Below are 21115 nucleotides of genomic sequence, written 5' to 3'. Positions count from 1 at the left end.
GGAAGTAGTAGAACAGTGACTCGGTCCGGGATTGTTCACCCATCATCTGGTGTGCTCCTCCTGAACATCTCATTAGCACACTTGATGATCATCACCAACAACAAAACCCGGATGTGCAGCCGAGTTTTTCAACAGTCTCTTGTGGTTTTGGAACAAGCAGCCGAAATCAAGGCGGATCTATTAAATCAACGTGTTAACATCGGGCCTAATCATGGCGTCCCCGACGGGATTTGAACCCGTGTTACCGCCGTGAAAGGGCGATGTCCTAGGCCGGGCTAGACGACGGGGACGCTTGCGGTGGGAAACTCACTGGACCTTGTTAATGTTAACAGCCGAATAAAGACGCTGTCAAAAGAACAGGCAGGAATCTCCGGCGACCCATCGGCGCTACGGCTGCCGAGGGGGCTCCTAGTCAGTCGCCGTAATCGCAAGGCCCAGTCCTCAACGCAATGCCGGGCGGGCCTATCCGTACAGCATCGCCTGAGAACCTTTGGTCTGGTGATCCAGAATGAATTGGGGTTCCGTACGCGCAGGAAAGCGGTCCCGCGTAGTAACATCAAAGAAAAGCATTTGAGGAACCCCATTGGAAGCAAACGGTACTGAAGCAGTCAGGACAGTCTCATTGGTGCGCCATTACAAACTGGGGCGGTCCGTGATTCCGGCGGTGGACGGCGTCAGCATTGCCGCCAATCGCGGAGGGTTTGTGGCCCTGCTGGGCCCCTCCGGATCAGGCAAGTCCACGCTGCTGAACCTGATTGCCGGGCTGGACCGGGCGGACTCCGGGGCCATTGTCGTCGAAGGCCAGAACCTGGCCACGCTCACGCCCGCGGAACTGGCGCAGTATCGCCGCCACACCGTGGGCATGGTCTTCCAGTCCTTCAACCTGGTCCCCAACATGACGCTCTATGAAAACGTGGAGCTGCCCATGCGCTTTGCCGAGGTACGCCGCCGCGAACGCAAGGACCGCGTGCGCGAAGCGCTGGAACGCGTGGGCCTGAGTGATCGTATGAAGCATCGGCCCAGCGAGATGTCCGGCGGCGAGCAGCAGCGGGCGGCGCTGGCCCGCGCGCTGGTCAATCGCCCTAAAATTCTGCTGGCCGACGAGCCCACCGGCAACCTGGATTCAAAAACCGGCACGGAAATCATGGACCTGATCACGGAACTGAACAAGACGCTGGAGATGACGGTGATCATGGTGACGCACGAACGCTCTCTGGCCGAACGCTACGCTGACAAGATGGTTTTTCTGGGCGACGGCAAACTCGTGGGTGAGACCGAAAACGCCAAACGGAAGGGAGTCCTCGCGCGGTGAGAGCCTACGATCTAGTCGAGCTTGCCGGACGCAACCTGCGCGAGTCCGTGTTGCGCAATTCGCTCACCACGCTGGGCATTGGCGTGGGCGTGGCGTCACTGGTGGCGATGCTTTCCCTGGGCATCGGCCTGCAGCAACTGGCCACGCGCCAATTGGGCCGCTCCGGGCTTTTTGATTCCGTTTTGGTCACATCGCGGCAGTTCCGCAGTCCGCGGTTCGGGTCGGCCGCTGGCGCTACCGCAACACCCGCAGCTCCGCCCAAGGCCCTGGATGACGCGGCGCGCAAGAGCTTCCTGCAAATGCCCGAAGTGGTGGAGGTCTATTCCAACTTCAGCGCGGTAGGGGAATTCCGCCTCAACGGAACGCCGCCGGAGGAGTCGCACTTTACCGTCGTTGGCGGCCTGCCGGAGTCCGCTCGCGGCAGTGAAGCGTTTGACGACGCGCAAGGCAAGTTTTTCTCCGCGGCAGACGCGCATGAAGTCATCCTGATGGCCGATTTTGCGCGTACGCTGCTGGCGCTCCCCGATAAAGACCCGGGCGCTGACAGCAAACTGACCAACGATCAGGCCCAGCAGCTTCTCGGCAAAGAAATCGTCTTTCGTTATCCCGAGCGCCAGGCACAGGACGTTCCGCCGCCGCCTCCACCGGGCGGCAGCTCTCCCCAGAGCGATGACATTCCCGGCGTCAACATTGTGCGCAAGGTGCAGACGCTGAAGATTGTGGGGATTGTGAACGCGGAGCCTTATCGCGGCATGCGCAGCGGGCGTACGTCAGCTTTCCTTCCCATCGCGTACGCAGAATCGCTCAACATGATGCAGCCGATTGATATCAGCAGCATCATGCGTCCCGGCCAGGGCAAAACGTATCCGGCGCTGGTGGTGCGCGTGGCCAAGAGCAAAGAAGTGGCCCACGTGGAAGACGAAATCAAGAAACAAGGTTTCAATACTTTTTCGATTCTGGACGCATCCAAGGGCATCACGCGCTTCTTCACCTTCCTGGACCTGTTTCTGGGAGTGTTCGGCAGCCTGGCGCTGGCCGTGGCATTCTTAGGGATTGTAAACACGCTGGTCATGGCCATTTTGGAGCGGCGGCGCGAGATCGGCATCATGAAGGCCCTGGGCGCCAGTGACGGCGACGTCAAGCGCATCTTCTTTGTCGAAGCCGGCTCCATGGGCGTTGTGGGCGGAGCGCTCGGCGTGGCCATAGGTTGGACGATTGGCCGGGTGATCAACGTCGTGACCAATCTTTACCTGCAGCGCCAGGACATGAAGCCTGAGAACTTCTGGGTAGTGCCGCTCTGGCTGGTGCTGGCCGCGGTTGGTTTTTCCGCGGTGGTAAGTTTGTTTGCCGGGCTTTATCCGGCGTCGCGCGCGGCACGGCTGGATCCCGTCCAGGCTCTGCGGCATGACTAAAGCTCTCTGCGCGTTGCTGCTTCTTGCCGGCACGCTTTCAGGATTCGCCGCCGAGCGCATGCAGTGCGGATCGGTCAAGAGCCGCTACATGGCGGCGTCCGTCGGCTACTGCGCCATGCTTCCGCCGAACTATGACGCGCAGCCTGCCAGGAAGTTTCCCGTCCTGTATTTTCTCCACGGGCTGGGCGGCGACCAGAGCTTCCTGGTCTCCAGTGGCGGCTGGCAGATGATTGAAGACCTGTGGGAGCAGAAGCGCTTGGGCCAGTTTGTGATCATCACGCCGCAGGCCGATACGTCGTTCTACATCAACTCCAAAGACGGCAGGGTCAAGTACGAGGACTTCTTCATCCGCGACTTTGTTCCCCAAATGGAGAAAAAGTTTCGTTTGCTGGGCACGCGGTCCGGGCGCGCGATTGCCGGTGTGTCGATGGGCGGCTACGGCGCGCTGCGCTTCGCCTTCAAGTATCCGCAGATGTTCGTCGCCGCGAGCGCGCACATGCCGGCGTTGTTGGAACGGTTGCCGCGCGGTTCGGCCAACGCCGGTTTGAACAATTTTCTGGGGACCGCCTTCGGCACGCCGCTGGACGAAGCTTTCTGGAAGGCCAACTCGCCTTTCGTTCCAGCGCGGACGGCTGACCTCAAGAGCCTGAAGATTTATTTTGATTGCGGCGATCGCGATGACTTCGGCTTTGATGCCGGCGTGCGGCAGATGGACAAGCTGTTGAGCGATCGTCATGTCGCGCATGTTGCCCACGTTTATCCGGGGCAGCATGACTGGGCGTTCGTGGCCCAGCACCTGCGGGAATCACTGGAATTTGACGCGCGGGCGCTGGGGCTGGCAAAGTAGCGCGCGATTCTGTGCTGGCGCACCCGTCTGCCGCCATAGAAGAGAGGAGCAGGCTATGAGATGGCTGATTGCTGTGCTGGCGTTGGCCGGAGTAGTGGACGCAAGCCTGGCGCTGCGCGAACACTACCGCACGGACACCTCGCCCTGCAGCATCAACGAGAAGTGGGATTGCGGCACGGTGAACCACAGCCCGTACGCGGTGTTCGCCGGGACACCCGTGGCGATCATCGGGATTGCGGGTTACGTCTTGCTGGGCGGCCTGGCATTCAAGAGGGCCTGGCGGATGCTGCTGGCCGCTTCGCTGATCGGCCTGGTGTTTTCGCTCTACCTCACGTCCATTGAAGCCGACAAAAACAAACTTGGCGTATGGTGCATTTACTGCGTCACATCCCAGGGAATCATCGCGCTTATATTTCTGGCATCCGTGGCGCAGGCCGTGATGATGTTTAGCCGGGGCCGCAAACAGTCGCCAGAAAGCCCTTCGCCACCGTCATAGGCTTGCCGCCAAGGCACTGTACCCTGGTAATAGTTTGTTTCGGCTGGATGATGGGTACAATCTGTTCATTCGTTGCTTACTTCAAAGACGCCATATACCTTCACTGAAGCGAACATCACAAAAAGGAGTCCTAGGACATGAAGAAGATGCTATGTTGCGTAGTCTTCCTAGCACTGAGCGCGGCCATGTGCGTTCCGCAGGATTGCAAAAAGACCGACTACGGCGCTGACCAGCAGAAATATATGGAAACCGCGTTGCAGAAGTTCACCGCGTGCCAGCTTCCCCTGGACAACGGTTGCCGTGCCGCTCTGGCGCAGGCCCTGGAACAGATTTATGGCGTCAAGGATTTCGGCGCCGATTCCAAGTACATGACGCCCGCCCAGATCGCCACGAAAGCAGCGGGCGATTGGGAGCATCTGGGAGCGGCCACCGACCAGGAAGCCTTGAAGAAAGCACAGAGCGCCGCCAATTGCGGCAAGGCAGTGATCGCTGTGATGTCGGGCGAGAACGGAGGCCACGTGGCCATTATTCTTCCTGGCCCGCTCACGCTTTCCGCCGGTTGGAAACTGGAAGTCCCGAATTCCGCCAGCTTCTTTACCCACAATCCTGGAAAGTCGTTCGCCGGCAAACCGCTTTCGTATTCTTTCCCTAAGGCCGAAGGGATAGAGATTTACGCCAAGAAATAGTGAACTTCTGATAGACGTCTTATCGCCGCGCGGGTGAAGCAGCCGCGCGGTTTCTTCTTTTGGGGCTACCCGCGTGTCAGCCCGACAATTGCATCCTGTACTTTGCTCCACACCGCCGAGCCCGGATCAACAATCTCAAAGTGCCCGATCTTCGGCAGCGTGATGAGTTCCACTTTCTCGCCCAGCTTCTTCTTGCGCTCCGCGTAGCCCTGGCTGATCTCGTAGGGCACGTCCTCGTCGGCTGTGCCGTGGATCAGCTTCTGGACTGCGTGGGGGATGGCCTTTTCCGCAGGCGAAGCTTCGCGATAGTGGTCGGGGACTTCGGCTGGCGATCCGCCCAGAAAGTTGGCGACGGCGTCATTGCTCAGGTGCAAGTCGTAGCCACGGTGCAGGTCGAGCACGCCGGCCAGGGAGAGCACGCGGGTCACCGTCGCTTCAAATGCCGCCAGGCACAGCGCCAGTTGTCCGCCGGCAGAGTGTCCGGCCACGCAAACGCGTTTGACATCCAAGGGCGGCAGGGTGTTCTTCTGCTTGGATTCCAGCAAGGCGCGATAGGCGCTGCGAATGTCTTCAAAGCTTTCAGGCCAGCCTCCGCCGGGATTGCCCACGCGGCGGTATTCAACATTCCAACTGGCGACGCCGGCTTGCTTGAGCGCGCCACAGAGGTGGCCTGCGTAAGTCAGGTCATACTTGGCGCGCCAGTAGCCGCCATGGATAAAGAACACCACGGGGTGTGGTCCTTTGCCGGAGGGAATACGCACATCGGCAAATTGGAATTCACCCGGCCCGTAGTTCACGCGCACATCGGCCGCAGCAGGTTTGCTGGTGAGGATGTCACTCTGGACGTATTCTTCTTCCGGCATTGGGGCAGTATACCAATCGTGCAGACAGCCAGCTTGACCTTTGAGGCAAAACAAAAATCCGGGCAGGCGCCGTGCCTGCCCGGGTCTCATGCGAGAGGAGACGCAGCCAGAGAAAAATTATTTGGGCTGGGTGTGCGACGAAGACGCCCCAGATGAAGCTGAACCAGCCGACGATCCGGAAGAAGATGATCCTGAATAGCTCCCGCCGCCGGATGAAGATGAAGACGAATGCGACGATCCGCCGCTGGAGCCGGAATAAGAGCCGCCGCCACCGGAGTACCCGCCACCGCCACTGGAATGCGAACCGCCGGAGTACGATCCGCCACCGCTGCTGGAGTGCGAACCGCCAGAATAGGCCCCGCCGCTACCGCCGTGTCCAGCGGAAACCAAGCCGCCGCCAGAGCCGTGGCTGGTTGAGGCCGTCGTAGAAGATCCGCCCTTGCCGCCGTGCGACCCGTCCGCAGCGCCAGACCCGTTGCCGCCCGTACGAGCGGTCACGTGGTCCGTGCGGTCAGGCTGTTTGGGTGGTTTGTGGTGTCCGTCACCGCCGCCAACGCCAGGGGGAGGATGGTGTCCAGGATGTTTTCCCGGAGGGTGATGCCGGTAGTGGCCGGGAGGAGGATAGTATTCGTTGCCCGGATACTGCGGGCAATAGTAGTTCGGGTAATAGCAATAGTTAAAAAGATTCACGTCCGCCAGCGCGGAAAAACCCAGAATGCGAGGACGCCGGCAGGCGCTCAACTGGGCCGCTTGTTCTTCGCGCAACTGGCGCATCTCTTCTTTCTGGCGGCTCTTCAAACTGTTGCAGACCTCAGAACTCTCGCCGTTGGTCTGTTGGCACTCCTGCGATTCACTCTGCTGGCGCAGCTTGAGTTCTTTGATCTTGCTTTCAAAATCAGCACGTATCTGGGCGCAAGGATCAGACGCTCGCGGCGCGGGCGCAGCCAGGGCGGGAATGGCCAGGACCGCAAGGAGGGAACCGAACATGATCGAAACAGCTCGCTGGTGAGACATAGGAGACGGCCTCCTTACCTGGTTCTATTGCGCCACAACGCCTGGGGTATTGCGGCTTTAGATTTATCAAGTTTAGTTTAGAACCGACACTAAATCCATTCGTATCCTGGACTACCCGAAGCTTTAGCTTCGTCACGTCCAGCCTGTTGGTTTATAGGTAGCCGCCGCCTTCCGTCTGTGTTGCTACCTTGCCTTTGAACATGCGATAGATAAACACAAAGTACCCAGCAGCCATCGCCATTCCAATGCCCCAGAAGACAAGCCCTACCCGGAGTGCATACGCTCCGGTGTGGGCGTTCTCCACGGTGATGTTGAATGCCGGGTCCGTGGTTGAGACCAGCAAGTTAGGATAGACCGCGGCTGCGGCGCCTACCAGCATGAACACCAGGTAGGCGCACGAAGCCAGGAAGGCGCCGGTATCGCTTCCTTTGCGGCGATAGATGAACATCGCGGCCAGGCTTGCAGCCACCGCCACAGGTACAGCATAAAGCACTGGATAAGTGCGGTAGTTGGCCAATAATTCAGGCCGGATGGAAAGCGTGGCTACCAAGCTTACGACCGTCAACATCGCCAACACCGGCCACAAGGACGACGCCACGCGGCGTGCGCGAAGGTTGAGGTCGCCGCTGGTCTTCATTGCAATGTAGTGCGCGCCGTGGAGGGTCAATGCGACCAGCGCCACCACGCCGGCGATGACCGTGTACCAGTCCAGCACTCCGGGCTGCGGGCCGACTCTCCAATTCGTCCACAAAGGCAGAAAGAAGTATTGGTCCTTTTGCAGCGGGACGCCGCGGATCACGTTGCCGAGCGCCGCTCCAAAGAAAATCATGAGCAGCATGCTGGAGAAGGCGAAGCAGCCGTCAAACAGGCCGCGCCACACCGGCGAATTCAGGTGCATGCGCAGTTCAATGCCGATGCCGCGCAGGATCAGCAGCCACAGCACGATCATCAGGGGAAGATAGAAGCCGCTGAAGCCGGAAGCGTAGAGCAGCGGGAAGGCAAAATACAACGTGCCGCCGCCGGCCAGGAGCCAGACTTCATTGCCGTCCCACACCGGGCCCACGGTGCGGATCACGGTGCGACGTTCCTGATCGGTCTTGGCGATCACCAGGTGCAATGCGCCTACTCCCAGATCAAACCCGTCCAGCACCACGTATCCGGTGATCATGATGGCCACAAGCCAGAACCAAACAAAGAGCATCGCAATGCCTCCTTAGTGCCACATCGGCTGGTTGCCGGTCCGGAGAACGCCGGCATCGCCCGGTTCAGGACCGTGCTCCACTTCGTGGTGAAACAGGTAAAGAAAGAGGATGGCCAGCACCGTGTACAGTCCCATGAATCCCAGCAACGTAAACAACCCGTTGCCGGCGTGGACATGTTTGGAATAGCCCTCAGTGGTGCGGAGCAAACCATAAACCAGCCACGGCTGGCGGCCGATCTCCGTGGTCATCCATCCGGCGGTGTTGGCGACGTAGGGCAGCGGCGCGCACAGCATCAGGACCCAGAGAATCCAGCGCGATTCGTACAGTTTTTTGCGCCACAGCAGAAAAGCCGCAACCACCATGACGGCGACAAAGATCGTCCCCAGCCCGGCCATGATGTGATAGCTGTAATAAAGCAGAGGAATGTTCGTGGGCCACTGGTCTTTGGGAAATTCATTCAGGCCTTTGACTTCCGCGGTGGTGGTGCCGTAAATCAGGAAACTAAGCGTCTTGTTCACTACCAGGGGATTGTCGATTCGCTGGTGTTCTTCATCGGGCTGGCCCAGGATCACCATGGGCGCGCCGGACTCCGACGTGAACAAGCCTTCCATGGCCGCCGTGGTGGCCGGCTGATACTTGGCCAGCATCTTGCCATGCAGGTCGCCGGTGGGAAAGATCTGAAGGACGCACACGATGAGTCCGGCGATGACGCCCATCCGCAGGAACACGCGGCCGTATTCCGTAAATTTTCCTTGCAGCAGGTAGTAAGCGCCCACCGCGGCCATGACAAATGCGCCCGTAGTCACGGCGCCAGTCATGTTATGTGCGTATTGCACCACGGCCCAGGAATTCATCAGCAGGCCCCAGAAGCTGGTGACCTGAAACTGGCCGTCACTCATGCGCTCGAAGGCGACGGGATGCTGCATCCAGGCGTCCGTCACGATGATGAAGTAGCCGGAGAGCCATGATCCCGCGAACACCAGAAACGCGGCCCACCAATGGCCTTTGGGGCTGAGACGTTTTTCGCCGTAGAGGAACAATCCCAGAAACGCTGACTCCAGGAAGAACGCAAATACGCCTTCCATCACCAGCGGCTGGCCAATCACGCCACCCGTCAAGCGTGAGAAATGCGACCAGTTGGTGCCGAACTGGAATTCCATGGGAATGCCGGTGACCACGCCCATGATGAAATTGATGCCGAAGATCTTGGCCCAGAAGCGCGCTGCCTGGTTGTAGAGATCATTCTGCGTGCGCAGGGCCATGGTTTTCATGATCACGATCAGCGGCGCCAGTCCCATGGTGAGCTGCGGAAACAGATAATGAAATGTGACGGTGAAAGCAAAATGGAGCCGGTGGATGAGTAGAGTGCTTTCCATTCGTATCTCCTGGCGGAGCAGCTCCAGGGGCCAAGGAACCAGCAAATCGTATGTGCAGTTTCTTGCACAGCCATCCCAGGAACTCAAGCCGCGGGGACGCAACAGCAAACATACTACACGGGCGTTCGTGCCGCCGGGCTGTGACCGGCGTCATCCAGCATTAAATCGCTTAATCGTGTTGCATTATCTTAAGTTTGTAGGCTACAATCCGCACAATAATTTGCCTGCGGGACTTTCCGGGACCGGCGGGGTCGCTAGAATTGTTTCGCGAGCTAAGGAGGATGACCTTGGCTACGCCTAAATTGCATCATTTGCCGCAAGACCATTCCCGAGCATGCTTGCTCGGGGCCGCTAAACATTTGTTCTCGGTCGTCGGATACGAAAACACAACTCTCCATGCCATCTGTCGTGAAGCGCAGGCCAGCGAATCTGTGCTGAGCGAGCACTTCGGCAGCAAAGACGAATTGCTGCGATGCATCTTTGAAGAAGGGTGGAGTCGTTTAATCGTGCGCCTGACTCGTCTGCAAGAGGTTGCGTCACCGCAGAAGAAACTGAAAAACATGGCGCGGGCCATGGTCCAGCACCTGGGCCAGGACCGTGAACTGCGCGATCTTATCCTGCTTGAGGGCCGCCGCATGGCAGGCGGTGAGATGATGATGCTCACCCCCAGCTATACGGACCTGGTGGCGCTGGCGGATTCTTTGATTGCCGAGGTTTCACCCCACACGCAGCCGTATTATGTCCAGATGATGCGGTCCGTTTTGTTGGGCGCGGTGGAAGGCGTGCTCCGCGACATTGCGTCGCAAGAGCGTTGCGGCTACCCCGCCAATTTTTCCGTTCAGCAAGCCGAGCAATTTCTGCCTGAAGTGGTTGAGCGCTTGATCAAAACTGCGGCCTAAGATCGCCGTCCCGTCACAAGTCCCGCAAGGGCCGCTGCTGCGTTTTTCCGACGTTGCAGCGGCCGTACTCCCAAAGAAAAAGCTGACCTCTCGTTGCTGGGCGCCTTCCGGTCGTCGCGGAGGCGGCGAAGTTCTGCGGCAATCACCCCTGTGTTATATCTATAAACAGGTTCGCGTATCGGATTTCATCAAATCAGGCTTTCATAGATGACGACCGGCAAGACTCTGGATTCTTCCCTGGCCGCGCGGGTAGCCGGCATGGCGCTAGCTTGCGTGGGTCGCGAATATCCCAACAAGATCAGCCATGTGATCGAGGGCGATGCTGACGCTGTGCCTCCGCGCAAACTCACGCCTGCGTTTTTCGGATGCTATGACTGGCATTCCGCCGTGCATACCCACTGGACGTTGGTCCGCCTGGTAAGACTTTTTCCCGAAGAGGATTTCGCACCGCCAGCCCGGCAAGCGTTGCAGCGCAGTCTTACGCCGGAGAACATCGCTCAGGAAGTTGCTTACATGGGTGGCGCCGGGCGGCAGAGTTTTGAGCGCCCTTACGGGCTGGCTTGGCTGCTGCAGTTAGCGCAAGAGTTGCACGAGTGTCAGGCCGGTCCTCCGGAGACGATTTCTAATGCGGCACTCCTGGCTGAGCACCTTCGCCCGCTGGAAGAAGCGGCTCGATTACGGTTGCTCGATTGGCTGCTTAAGTTGCCTTACCCGGTGCGCAGCGGCGAGCACAGCCAAACCGCATTTTCCATGGGACTGATGCTGGACTACGCGCACAGCAAGCGCGAGAAAAACTTTGCCGAACTGCTGGTTCGCCGCGCGCGCGATTTCTTTTTGGCCGACAAAAACTGCCCGTTGGATTATGAGCCCTCCGGAGAAGATTTTCTTTCGCCCGGACTGGGCGAAGCCGACCTGATGCGCCGCGCGGTGAACGCAGCAGAGTTTGCTGCGTGGCTGGGAATGTTCATGCCGCATCTGGCGGACGCGCTGAAACCGGTTGTCTCGCCCGACCCCGCCGACCCGAAATTCTCCCACCTGGACGGGTTGAATCTGAGCCGCGCGTGGATGCTGGACGGCATGGCCTCCGCCTTGTCAGTGGACGATCCGCGCTTTGCCGACCTGCTGGCGTCCTCCAGTGTGCACGCGGAAGCCGGTTTAGCTGCCCTAACCGGCGAACACTACGTCGGCGCGCATTGGCTGGGGACATTCGCGGTATACCTGCTGACCAAGCGGGGCATCCCGGCCTGGCGCTGAGACGCTACTTCGGCGTGAACTGGGAAATATCGTAGATGCCGAATTGTTTTTCCAGGTCCGTGACCTGGTCCACGGCCATGTCAAAACCATCGCCGCCAAAGGTCTTGCGCTCGATCGCCTCAAACTGCTCGCCCATGGCGTCATACTCATGCGGGCTGACCAGTTTGTGCAGGGCGGGGAAGAGCACAGTGTCCTCGCGCGCTTCATGTGGGCGATACATGCGCACGAAGGCGGCCAGCGCCGTGCTCATGGCCGGCAGGTCTTTGGATTTCACGGAAGCGGCAATGCGCTCGGTCACCCGGCGCCCCATAGCGTGCTGCGCGCGCAGGTTCACGGTGAGCTCGACCATCTTTCCCGCTTGCTCAAAGCGCGGGAAGATGTGGTTTTCTTCGATTTTTTCGTGATAGTCCTCAATGAAGCGGGTGATCAACCCGGCAGACTTGCCGATAATGTCCAGATCAAATTTCTCTTTGGCCTGGATGCGGCGGAGGCCTTCGTCGTAAATCAGAAGTATGCGATTGAGCACGCCGTGTTCGCGCATCAGGTCTTCATTCGCGGAGACGTCTTCGTCTGCTTCTTCCTTCGGCTTGGCCGGTTCGGCAGCCTTCTGCTGGGCTGCCCACAGCGGCTGGCCAACCGTTGTGGCGATGAGAGCGGACGCGCCGCCGATGAAAGTATTGCCGATAAAATTGCGCCGAGAAGTCTTCATGAGTCCCACTCCTTTGGGTGAATTTGTCCGCTCAGTGGTGATGCCCGCCGCCGGTGGGGCGAATTCGCACAAACAATATAGCCCCAGCGGGATGCTGTCCGTAAAGCGGCGTCAAGAAATCTGGCTTCGCGTAAAAGGTGACCTGTCCGCCCACTGCCGTGGACAAGCCCTTCACCAAGTTGAAGTCGCGATCATATCCGAATGAATAGGCTTGCACCCGGGCCAGGAATTGTTCCTGGAATCCCGGAGGCTCCGGCTGCTTGCCCAGCAGCAGATCAGTCGTGCGGTCAACATTTTCTATCCGGGTCCAAATACGATTGTTTTCGACGAAGCGCAGCGTGGATTCCGCGAGATAGCCATTGGTGTTTGCGCCGCCAGCCAAAGAATGGTTGCGTCCCCATAGCAACATGGCCGCCCAGTTTCCGCGGGAAAGCGGCCGGTTGTAGATCACGGAAGCTGTCATGCGCAGGACGTCCTCCTCAGGATGCAGTTGCTCCGGGCTGGTGAAGTGGCCGAGAGAATACTGCGCGCTCCAGTTCAGGCGTGGCTGCACGGTGAGCCGAGTGGACCAGGAATTGATTGCGCCGGTGTCAAGGTTCCAACGAAATTCGTCGGGTTCGCGGCCGTGAAAGCCGGAGGCCTCAAGACGAACCTGCTTGTAGGTCAGGCCGGCAGTGATCACGTCATCGGCAATGTGGGTCGAGTCCTCCAGATGGTGGCCGAGAGGCGCAAGAGGATTTTCTGACGCCGGTACGCGATGCTCAAACGCCGCCGGACCCATGGCCGGATCACCGACCGGCGCAGCGTAGAAAGACAGTAGCGTGTGCTTGCCCAGCTTCCAGTCATAGAGCGCGGCAATTTCCATAAGAAAATCGTGCGGGTGCTGGCCGTCATTGATCGGCTTGCCGAACGCGGTTTCGCCCTGCTGGAACAGCTCGGGATACCATCGCCCGGTGACCGTCGCCGGGTCCAGGCTGACCATGGTGCGCAGAGTCAGGCGGCCGGGCCCAAGCTCGCGCTGCACCATGGGCATGAGCCAACTGGTGGAGAACACTTTGTCGTAGCCGCGCGGGCCGCTCTGTTGCTCAAAGTTGACGAAGGCTGCGCCATGGAACATGAACCGCCATTTGCCGCGGGCGCGCATGAGCATGGGTTCGTCCGTGGAGTTGGGTTCAGCACTGGTGCCGGGCGTGGCATGGTGGAGTATTTCATCAATGAAAGTAGGCGACGCCGCGGCCGAATCATCGTGCTGCATGCCGGGCATGGACTCCATCGCCGGCTTCTTGTCGGCGGGTTCGTGCTGGTGGCTGTGAGCAGGAGGCGGCTGTTGCTTCGGTGGCGACGCGTCCTGGGATTGCGCGCGCGACCCGAGCGTGAACGAAAGAATAAGTAAGAATAAGAAGATTGCTGGTTTCATTGACCCCTGGCCTTGCCAAGAACTGTTTGGATGCATTATCAAAACCCCGCCGCGCAGGTGTTTGACATGCACGCGCAGAGAAATGAAGCAAAGAAAGGAACGGATCAGATGCGGAGAGGCACATAGCCGGGAGGAGCAAGCCACTCAACTGTGGATCGCAGGGCGACGCCATGACACGTTGTGCGATCGGGAAGAACCGGATTGAGAGTAGCTCCAATGTCCGTAGACTGGGCCGGAACATAGCGTGCTGAGACTGTAGCTGGAGCGCGCCGGGGGCTGCAGCACTTCTGATGTTGCACCGGCGCCTGCGGAGCGGGCGGCGCTGGATCGTGACAGGAGGTATGAGAGGCTGCCACTTGAGAAGGCGAATTCAAGTCAGGAAGAGCACTGGCTGAACAGAAAACGGGAGTGAAGACGGCCAACGTTAGGCTGGTCACTGCAAGTTTCAATGCGATTTGTCGCAGGCGCAACATCTCAGGCCAATGTTGAACATTAATGATAAATGAGGATGGGTTCTTGCGGCATCAGGAAGCAAGCTGAGGCGCGGCCCGTGGATGACGCCTTAACCCCGGGTCCGCCAGCGCACCCACTCTTCCTGCAGGCGAGGGAAGATATGCTCCAGGTTGCGTCGCGCGTTCTCCCGGCTGGTCATCGGATATGGAAAACTGACCGCCCACACGCCCCAGCGTTCGTTTTCGTGGGGCACGATGACGCTAAAGTAAGGTTCCGAGGAGACATGCCAGGTAAGGCCGCAGCGGCTGTTGTCCGGGGCAATGACGAACGCGTCACCGTCGTCGGAGGGCTCGGCTTCAAAGTCGGTGATCTTGCCCAAAGTAAAGCCTTGCACGGAGACGTCCGCCAGCACCTGGAACCCGTGATACACGGGTGCGCCGGAGGGCCTGGCAGAGAAAGCCGGTTGGCCAAACTTGGCGCTCAAGGCCTGGTGGTCTACCGCCAGGGGCCTTTTCTTGGGTTTCGAGTTGTCCATAACGTCGTTGTGGCCGCCTTCCAGACACGGAGAAGCCCGGTGGCGCCGAGGGTGCTTTAATGAAGTGGCTGGCCCTATCTTCGGCTGAAATCGTTCGGTAAGTCCATCAAATTAAAGAATTTAATGTTGCGGCCGAGGGGAATCACCCATTGCTCTTGTGACGCCTTTGAGGGTATTATGCAGGCTACGATGCGGCGGTTCTTGTCCCTAACGATGGTGGCTGCGCTCCTCACGGTGCCTTTGTCGCCGGTGTGGGCGGTCGCGCAGTCCAGTGGCAACGAGCCCATGGCGTGCCATCGCGTGGGCATGACGCACCATGACGCCCACGATTGTGACGGGATGCCTGAGCATCGCCACGGCGGCGCTCCCGCGTCGCACGGCGTGGTGCTTGCCAATGCCAATCCAGAAAACTGCCCCATGAATTGCTGCGTTCAGGGCAGGGTACAAAGCGGGACAGTAGCCGCACCAATATCGCTCCCTGTCCCTCTGGCAGTGACCGACAAAGAGTCTTCCTATGCGCTGGTCATGTTCACCAGCGCCGGTTTTTCTTCGCACACGGACCGCGGTCCGCCCTCAACTCAGTCCCTCGCCTAAGACAGAGAAAGTCGAATTCCGGACGTAGTCGGAGAATTCTGATCTCTGTCAGAGTGCGGTTTCGCGCCCTCCCCAAACATGTTTTGCTGCCGAAATAAGCCTCTGGAGTGTTTCCTGTGGCGTTCTGCAGACTCAATGTTACGGGGAATTTGGGCGTGGCTGCGAACAAGGCCTTGCAGGAAGACGGAGTAGTTTTCAAGGGGACGAGCAATGTTCAAGCGACAAATTGCAATGATCTTTGTACTGGCGCTGCTGGCGCCGGCGCAGATTTTTGCTTCCGTGTTCGGGACGGTGAAAGCCATTGTCCATGATCCACAACACCGCCCGGTGAAGGGAGCGCAGGTGCTGGTGCAGAGCCGCACCTCGGCGTTCAAGCAGACAGCGGTTACGAATGACGATGGTGCGGCCACTATCCTCAACATTCCGGTGGGCGAGTATGACATTACCGTGACTTCGCCGGGATTCGCCGCAGACCAGCAGTCTGGCGCCATTTCGTCCGAAAACGTGCTTGAGTTGCATTTCGCGCTGGCGGTGGCCGCACACACGGAAAAAGTGGAGGTTTCCGCGGAGCCGGAGATGGTGAATCCGGCGTCGTCCACACCGCAAGCCCTGGTGAGCCGTGCGGAAATCGCGCAAACTCCCGGAGCGGACAGCAGCAACAGCCTGGCCATGGTCACGAACTTTACGCCTGGGGCCACGATGGTCCATGACCAGCTTCACGTGCGCGGCGGACACCAAATCACCTGGGCGATTGACGGCATTCCCGTGATCAACACCAACATCGCCACCAACGTGGGGCCGCAGTTCAACCCCAAAGACATTGACTACGTGGAAGAACAGCGCGGCAGCTACTCCGCCGAGTTCGGCGACCGCACGTATGGCGTCTTCAATGTGGCCACGCGAACTGGTTTTGAACGCAGCCGCCAGGGCGAGCTGGTCACCAGCTTCGGCAACTTCGACGCCACGGATGACCAGCTAAGCTTCGGCGACCACAACGACAAGGCCGCTTACTACTTCAGCGTGAATGGCAACCGGACGGACCATGGTCTGGCCACGCCGGCCAGCGGCAACCTGCACAACCTGGGATCGGGCGTCGGGGCGTTTACCTCGCTGATCTTCAACCGGACGCCGAATGACCAACTGCGCTTTGTGGGATCGGCCCGCACTGACCGCTATCAAGTGCCCAACAACCTCGGAGACCAGGCCGTTGGCATCCGCGATCGCGAACGCGAGCAAGATACTTTTGGCAGCTTCTCCTGGATACACAATGCGGGGCCGGGTATTGTGTTCACCCTATCGCCCTCATATCATTTCAACCGCGCGGCTTTTGAAGGACTTGGCGATGCCGCGGACCGATTGGTCACCACCGACAACCGGGCGTCTTTCTACCTGGGCGGCCAGGCTTCGCTGGGAATCGTTCGCGGACGCCACAACGCAAAAATCGGAGTCTACGGCTTTGGGCAGCATGACAGCACTTTGATAGGTCTCCAGGGCAACACTCTTGATCCGGACACGGCCGTCCTGGTTCCCGTCAATATTCCGCTGACGCGGCAGAAAGCGAGCGGGGACCTGGAAGCTCTGTTCATCGAAGACCAGTTCAAAGCTTTTTCCTGGCTCACTCTCAACGCGGGCGTTCGTTTCACGCGTTTTGCCGGACTGATTACCGAAACTGCAGGCAGTCCGCGCCTGGGTGTGGCCATCCAGATTCCGCGCCTCAAATGGGTACTACGCGGTTCGTACGGACGCTTCTATCAGGCGCCGCCCCTAGACACCGCCGGCAACGGCCTGCAACAACTGCTGGCCGGCCAATCTCTGGCCTTCCTGCCGCTGCGCGGTGAACGCGACGAACAGCGCGAGATTGGCATCACTATCCCCATACGCGGGTGGGCCCTGGAAGTGGACAACTTCCGCACCGGCGCGCATAACTTCTTTGACCATGATGCCATCGGAAGCTCCAACCTGTTCTTCCCGCTGACCATTGAAGGCGCTCGCATGACCGGAACCGAAGTTACCGTGCGCGCGCCGCATCTGTTCAAGAAGCTGGACGTGCACATGGTGTACTCGCACCAGTCGGCGGAAGGATCAGGCGCCGTCACCGGCGGCCTCACTGATTTCACTCCGCCCAGCGCCGGCTTCTTCTTCTTGGACCACGACCAGCGCAACACGCTGAGTACCGGTTTCAGCGCCACGCTTCCATATAGAAGCTGGATCTCCGGCAACGTGGCCCATGGATCAGGCTTCCTCAACGGCGACGGCCCGGCGCACCTGCCCGGTTACGGCATTGTTGATCTAGCACTGGGCAAATCGATTGGCGAAAACTGGTCGGTCAAGCTGACCGGGACCAACTTGACCAACAAACACTACTTTGTGGACCTGAGCAATACCTTTGGCGGATCGCACTTCGGCGACCCACGAATGGTGTCCGTGCAGATGCGGTACAGGTTCCACTACTGAGCTGATGGCGGCTTATGCGACTAAAAGACGCAGCCACTTTTGTCCGCCAGCAGGGTTTAAGAACAAAGGCAGCGCGAGCGGCGGACTGAAGTCGTTGCATTTTGATGCGATACTACGAACACACGAACCGACGGGAGCTCTTATGCGACAGAAACCAATTCTTTTGTGCGGGCTTTTCATGTTTGCGGCGACGCTGCTTTCAGCGCAGACCAAACCGGCGCCTGCCGGCCAGCCCGTCACAGGGGACCTGGTGCAAACTCTGATCAGCCGAGGGAACCACACAACGTTCGTCGCTGCGTTGAAGTCTGTGGGTTTGGACCAGGTCCTTTCCGGACCGGGTCCGTTCACGATTTTTGCTCCCATTGATCAGGCTTTTGCCGAATTGCCCAAAGGCACAATGGAAAACCTGATGAAGCCGGAGAACCGCGAGCAATTGAAGAAGATGCTCAGCTATCACGTGGTGGCGGGCAAGTGGGACACGGCTGAACTCAAAAAAAAGATCAAGGAAGGCGATGGCCAGGCGCTGATCACGCCGCTCGATGGCGGCAAGCTGCATGTCGCCGACCACTCGGGAATGCATCTGATGGTGCGCGACGAAGACGATGACATCGGCATGTTCAACAAGTCTGACGTCCCGGCAAGCAACGGCGTAGTCCACGTGATTGACAACGTGATGATGCCGAAGCAGTAGCCGCGATTCACAGCTTCTCTTGCGCCAGGTTATTTTTTACGCTGGATCAAGAAGTGCGCCAGCTCTTTGAGTACGCTGGCGCGTTCACCGAAGAAGTCAAGCGCGCTGCATCCTGACGCCACCAGCGCGTCCGCCTGGCGCAGAGACTCTTCAAGTCCGAACAAAGCCGGGTAAGTGGCTTTTTCTGACGCGGTGTCTTTGCCGGCGGTCTTGCCCAGTTGTTCAGAAGACTGGGTCACGTCGAGCACGTCGTCCACGATCTGAAAGGCCAAACCTATAGCGCGTCCGAAGTCGCGCAGGCGCTGGATCTCAGCGGATGATCCGCCGGCATACATTCCGCCGCTGACCAGGCTGGCGGTGATGAGAGCGCCGGTCTTAGAACGATGAATGTACTCCAAAGTGGCCGCATCGGGCTTCTGGCGCTCAGCTTCCAGGTCTTTGACCTGCCCGCCGATCATGCCATCCACGGTGCCCGTGCCGCGCGCGATCTCTTCAATGATCTTGACGCGCGCCTCGGCCGGGCAGTGCAGACGGGCCAGCACTTCATAAGCCTGGGTCTGCAGGGCGTCGCCCGCCAGGATGGCCAGCGCTTCGCCAAACACCACGTGGCAGGTAGGCTTGCCGCGGCGAAGATCGTCGTTATCCAGCGCCGGCAGGTCGTCATGAATCAGCGAGTAGGTGTGCAGCATCTCCAGGGCGCTGCCCAACTCGTCCGCGCCTTCGGGGAGTCTTCCGGCGACCATGCGCGCGGCTTCCATGCACAGGATGGGACGCAGGCGTTTGCCGCCGGCGAAAACGCTGTGGCGCATGGCCTGATGAATGGTCTCCGGCTGCTCGGTGGGCGCAGGAAGAAGTTTGTCCAGGGTGTGATCAATCCTCTGCTGGCCCTGTTCCAGGATCTCTTTAAGCATGAATATTGAGTATAAAACACCGCCGGAACGCGGGCACGCGGTCCGGGGTGGCCATATTGCTTCGGCTTGCGCAAAACCGACCTGCGGTTTGCGGATGCCTGAGCCAGCGGCGTGGCGCAGACGAATCTGCTGTGTCATCGCTCCGAAGTCTAGCGTCCCATGGTAACGTTGCCCGCCTGCGGCGACCAGCAGACATGCTTTGAAACCGTGATTTGACGCGGGGTTCATGCGATTCGTGAACAGACTCCGCTAGGGCTTGGCCGTGCCTTTGTGCGCGTTCCGGTTGTACAGTGACGAACGTACCGTTGGACGATAACGCTCTTGGGACCATCCTGCTTCCTACACGGGCAAGAACCTTTCCCCGGCAGGAGATTGAATCATGCGTTTGTTTTCCACTCGACCACAACCAGCATTTGCGGCCAAGACCAGCCAATGGGCCCTGCTGCTTCTCACTTCATTGTTCGCCATTGCTCTTAGCGGCTGCGCCGCACAGAAGCCGATGGTGTTTCACGCCAATTCGATCAGTAAGATCAGTTACGATCCCAAGAACTGTGTCCAATTGCCGGATGGCGCGTACCGGTGCAAGGACGTGATCTTTACGGTATCGTCGGTTGAAGCTGTGCGCGCGGCAAAATAGCCGGCCGGTCCTCAAGAAGAACTGAAAAAAGGAGCGCCTTGTGGGTGCTCCTTTTAGTTTTGGAAGGAGACCGGAACTGGAAGCAGTGATGACTAGGCTGCATGGTAATGAGAGATGGGCCGGGTGTGCGATGCGGCAAGCACAATGGCCCGAACGTCAGAATTGGAGCAGCAGTCCACCGCGCCGGCAGCCAGGGCATCCGCCCACATGCTTTCATCGGCTACGCGGTGCGTACAGACAACGGTGATGCCAGGGAACTTCTGCATCAACTTCCGCACTTCGCTGATTCCAGCAAGCTCCAGGTCCACCACCGCTACATCCGCGCGGTGCTGGGGGATGGAGCTGTGCAACTCGGGGACATTCCGGACCACGTTCACAACCCGAAAGTGAGTGTAAAGAGACTTGGCAAGCGACTCCGCGGTCTTGCCGTTGCCCAGGGCAACAACAACGCTGAGAGGTTTCATAAGGCACTTCCTCTTCCGGTGAATGCGGAACACGCTGGGCGGGCTGTTTTCCGCTGGTTCTCTGAATGCTGCAGGCGGTCCTGCAGGCTCTGAGGGATTACTTCCTTACCGGCGCCTGTACCCGTTCGGCGGATAGATCATAGGGTTCAGGCTGCAGCTTTCCGTTCTGTTTGAGGAGAATCTCCACCTTGCCTTCAGCTTCTTCAAGTTCCTTGCGGCAGGAAGTGGAGAGCTGCATTCCTTCTTCGAAAAGTTTCAACGCCTGTTCCAGGGGCACGTTGCCCCTCTCCAGCTCGTCTACGATTTTTTCCAGGCGTTCAAGACTGTTTTCAAATTTTGGCACGGGGCCGAAGCTCCAATGGAGAATTCTACCGCGATTCGCAGCCGGGCGATGTGAAAGATTTTGTAATATTTCGTGGGCGATGAACCTAGATTCAGTGCCGATCCCGCCGTTCCTCAGTTTTTTCTCATCTTCCACTTTCCTCTGCTGACTCTTAACCTAAAACTTGCTTGTTTCCTCTGCTGACCTCTGCGTCCTCTGCGGTGCGTCTTGCCTTCCCGCCCTGCGACGACCCGCCGGGAAGCCCTGCCTTTCCGATGTCGGCGATGTCGTGCGATTTCGGCGATCAGGCCCGCGAAGCGGGCCCACCCCTCCCCCTCCATCCCAAAGTCTAAAGTTGAGCCGACTTGCGGGCGTCTGAGCCCGCAGGCGAAATCCTGAGCGAGCGGAGCGAGTCGAAGGAGCCCCCCACCCCTTGTATCTGTTATTCAGCGGCAAATGGTAATGGACAATGTCGCTGCGAGGGATCCGAAGGCCTTTCGAACCCCTCGCGTGGCGGACGGCGCCCGTTTCCCCTCAGGCTACAACCGCGGGGGAGCTTTGGGACCG

The 21115-nt window shown here is 59.1% G+C and carries 22 protein-coding genes and 1 tRNA gene; 12 read left to right on the top strand and 11 right to left on the bottom strand.

Annotated elements, in window-relative coordinates; genetic code table 11:
• Nucleotides 1–234 (top strand): hypothetical protein (locus LAO20_22835; GenBank protein ID MBZ5534271.1); only part of this gene is annotated, 234 nt, incomplete at its 5' end.
• On the opposite strand, the gene LAO20_22830 is transcribed toward LAO20_22835, so the two are convergent.
• Nucleotides 213–290, bottom strand: a tRNA-Glu gene (locus LAO20_22830). The two genes, LAO20_22835 and LAO20_22830, sit on opposite strands and share 22 nt — an antisense overlap.
• A gap of 293 nt (nucleotides 291–583) precedes the next feature.
• Between LAO20_22830 and LAO20_22825 the strand changes: the two genes are divergently transcribed.
• The 5 genes from LAO20_22825 (at nucleotide 584) to LAO20_22805 (ending at nucleotide 4753) form a co-directional block, all read left to right on the top strand.
• The gene (locus tag LAO20_22825; protein ID MBZ5534270.1) at nucleotides 584–1312 is read left to right on the top strand and encodes an ABC transporter ATP-binding protein; all 729 of its coding nucleotides are present in this window, start codon (nucleotides 584–586) and stop codon (nucleotides 1310–1312) included.
• The gene (locus LAO20_22820) at nucleotides 1309–2724 is read left to right on the top strand and encodes an ABC transporter permease (GenBank protein ID MBZ5534269.1); all 1416 of its coding nucleotides are present in this window, start codon (nucleotides 1309–1311) and stop codon (nucleotides 2722–2724) included. The genes LAO20_22825 and LAO20_22820 overlap by 4 nt, the downstream gene beginning before the upstream one ends.
• Complete coding sequence (locus LAO20_22815) at nucleotides 2717–3571, top strand: esterase family protein (protein ID MBZ5534268.1); 855 nt, start codon at nucleotides 2717–2719, stop codon at nucleotides 3569–3571. The genes LAO20_22820 and LAO20_22815 overlap by 8 nt, the downstream gene beginning before the upstream one ends.
• Before the next feature lie 55 nt (nucleotides 3572–3626).
• Nucleotides 3627–4067, top strand: coding sequence for a vitamin K epoxide reductase family protein (locus tag LAO20_22810; protein ID MBZ5534267.1), 441 nt, complete (start codon nucleotides 3627–3629; stop codon nucleotides 4065–4067).
• A gap of 137 nt (nucleotides 4068–4204) precedes the next feature.
• Nucleotides 4205–4753: a hypothetical protein gene (locus tag LAO20_22805; GenBank protein MBZ5534266.1), complete on the top strand. Its 549-nt coding sequence runs from the start codon at nucleotides 4205–4207 to the stop codon at nucleotides 4751–4753.
• A gap of 65 nt (nucleotides 4754–4818) precedes the next feature.
• Here LAO20_22805 and LAO20_22800 read toward each other — a convergent pair whose 3' ends face one another.
• From LAO20_22800 to LAO20_22785, 4 genes are all read right to left on the bottom strand, one after another.
• Nucleotides 4819–5616, bottom strand: coding sequence for an alpha/beta hydrolase (locus LAO20_22800; GenBank protein MBZ5534265.1), 798 nt, complete (start codon nucleotides 5614–5616; stop codon nucleotides 4819–4821).
• Between the two features lie 117 nt (nucleotides 5617–5733).
• Entirely contained in the window at nucleotides 5734–6630 is an 897-nt protein-coding gene (locus LAO20_22795) for a hypothetical protein (GenBank protein ID MBZ5534264.1), read from the bottom strand.
• A gap of 151 nt (nucleotides 6631–6781) precedes the next feature.
• Nucleotides 6782–7831, bottom strand: a complete 1050-nt coding sequence (cydB, locus tag LAO20_22790; protein ID MBZ5534263.1) for a cytochrome d ubiquinol oxidase subunit II — start codon at nucleotides 7829–7831, stop codon at nucleotides 6782–6784.
• A gap of 12 nt (nucleotides 7832–7843) precedes the next feature.
• The gene (locus LAO20_22785) at nucleotides 7844–9208 is read right to left on the bottom strand and encodes a cytochrome ubiquinol oxidase subunit I (protein ID MBZ5534262.1); all 1365 of its coding nucleotides are present in this window, start codon (nucleotides 9206–9208) and stop codon (nucleotides 7844–7846) included.
• A gap of 287 nt (nucleotides 9209–9495) precedes the next feature.
• Between LAO20_22785 and LAO20_22780 the strand changes: the two genes are divergently transcribed.
• Nucleotides 9496–10107 carry a TetR/AcrR family transcriptional regulator gene (locus tag LAO20_22780; protein ID MBZ5534261.1) on the top strand — a complete coding sequence of 204 codons (612 nt, stop codon included), beginning with the start codon at nucleotides 9496–9498 and terminating at the stop codon, nucleotides 10105–10107.
• A gap of 207 nt (nucleotides 10108–10314) precedes the next feature.
• On the top strand, nucleotides 10315–11361 hold the full coding sequence (locus LAO20_22775; GenBank protein MBZ5534260.1) for a DUF2891 domain-containing protein: 1047 nt from the start codon (nucleotides 10315–10317) through the stop codon (nucleotides 11359–11361).
• Nucleotides 11362–11365: 4 nt separating this feature from the next.
• Here the strand turns inward: LAO20_22775 and LAO20_22770 are convergent, their stop codons facing one another.
• The 3 genes from LAO20_22770 to LAO20_22760 all read right to left on the bottom strand — a co-directional run bounded on the left by LAO20_22770 (nucleotide 11366) and on the right by LAO20_22760 (nucleotide 14475).
• Nucleotides 11366–12070: a hemerythrin domain-containing protein gene (locus LAO20_22770; GenBank protein MBZ5534259.1), complete on the bottom strand. Its 705-nt coding sequence runs from the start codon at nucleotides 12068–12070 to the stop codon at nucleotides 11366–11368.
• A 31-nt stretch (nucleotides 12071–12101) separates the two neighbouring features.
• A complete protein-coding gene (locus tag LAO20_22765; protein ID MBZ5534258.1) occupies nucleotides 12102–13343 on the bottom strand; it encodes a hypothetical protein in 1242 nt (413 codons plus the stop codon).
• A 706-nt stretch (nucleotides 13344–14049) separates the two neighbouring features.
• Entirely contained in the window at nucleotides 14050–14475 is a 426-nt protein-coding gene (locus LAO20_22760; protein ID MBZ5534257.1) for a hypothetical protein, read from the bottom strand.
• A gap of 189 nt (nucleotides 14476–14664) precedes the next feature.
• Here LAO20_22760 and LAO20_22755 point away from each other — a divergent pair, with 189 nt between their 5' ends.
• From LAO20_22755 to LAO20_22745, 3 genes are all read left to right on the top strand, one after another.
• Nucleotides 14665–15069 (top strand): hypothetical protein, encoded by a 405-nt coding sequence (locus tag LAO20_22755; protein ID MBZ5534256.1) that lies wholly within the window; start codon nucleotides 14665–14667, stop codon nucleotides 15067–15069.
• 210 nt (nucleotides 15070–15279) lie between these two features.
• Nucleotides 15280–17523, top strand: coding sequence for a TonB-dependent receptor (locus tag LAO20_22750; protein ID MBZ5534255.1), 2244 nt, complete (start codon nucleotides 15280–15282; stop codon nucleotides 17521–17523).
• Between the two features lie 142 nt (nucleotides 17524–17665).
• Entirely contained in the window at nucleotides 17666–18214 is a 549-nt protein-coding gene (locus tag LAO20_22745; protein MBZ5534254.1) for a fasciclin domain-containing protein, read from the top strand.
• A 29-nt stretch (nucleotides 18215–18243) separates the two neighbouring features.
• On the opposite strand, the gene LAO20_22740 is transcribed toward LAO20_22745, so the two are convergent.
• Nucleotides 18244–19125, bottom strand: a complete 882-nt coding sequence (locus LAO20_22740) for a polyprenyl synthetase family protein (protein ID MBZ5534253.1) — start codon at nucleotides 19123–19125, stop codon at nucleotides 18244–18246.
• Nucleotides 19126–19504: 379 nt separating this feature from the next.
• Between LAO20_22740 and LAO20_22735 the strand changes: the two genes are divergently transcribed.
• A complete protein-coding gene (locus LAO20_22735) occupies nucleotides 19505–19762 on the top strand; it encodes a hypothetical protein (GenBank protein ID MBZ5534252.1) in 258 nt (85 codons plus the stop codon).
• A 92-nt stretch (nucleotides 19763–19854) separates the two neighbouring features.
• Here LAO20_22735 and LAO20_22730 read toward each other — a convergent pair whose 3' ends face one another.
• Together LAO20_22730 and xseB are read right to left on the bottom strand one after the other, a co-directional pair.
• Nucleotides 19855–20226, bottom strand: a complete 372-nt coding sequence (locus LAO20_22730) for a hypothetical protein (protein ID MBZ5534251.1) — start codon at nucleotides 20224–20226, stop codon at nucleotides 19855–19857.
• A gap of 97 nt (nucleotides 20227–20323) precedes the next feature.
• Nucleotides 20324–20569 carry an exodeoxyribonuclease VII small subunit gene (xseB, locus tag LAO20_22725; protein ID MBZ5534250.1) on the bottom strand — a complete coding sequence of 82 codons (246 nt, stop codon included), beginning with the start codon at nucleotides 20567–20569 and terminating at the stop codon, nucleotides 20324–20326.
• Nucleotides 20570–21115: the final 546 nt, after the last annotated feature.

This window comes from Terriglobia bacterium (genome assembly GCA_020072815.1).
Taxonomy (GTDB): domain Bacteria; phylum Acidobacteriota; class Terriglobia; order Terriglobales; family Acidobacteriaceae; genus Angelobacter.
This window is presented reverse-complemented; position numbering and strand designations above follow the sequence as displayed.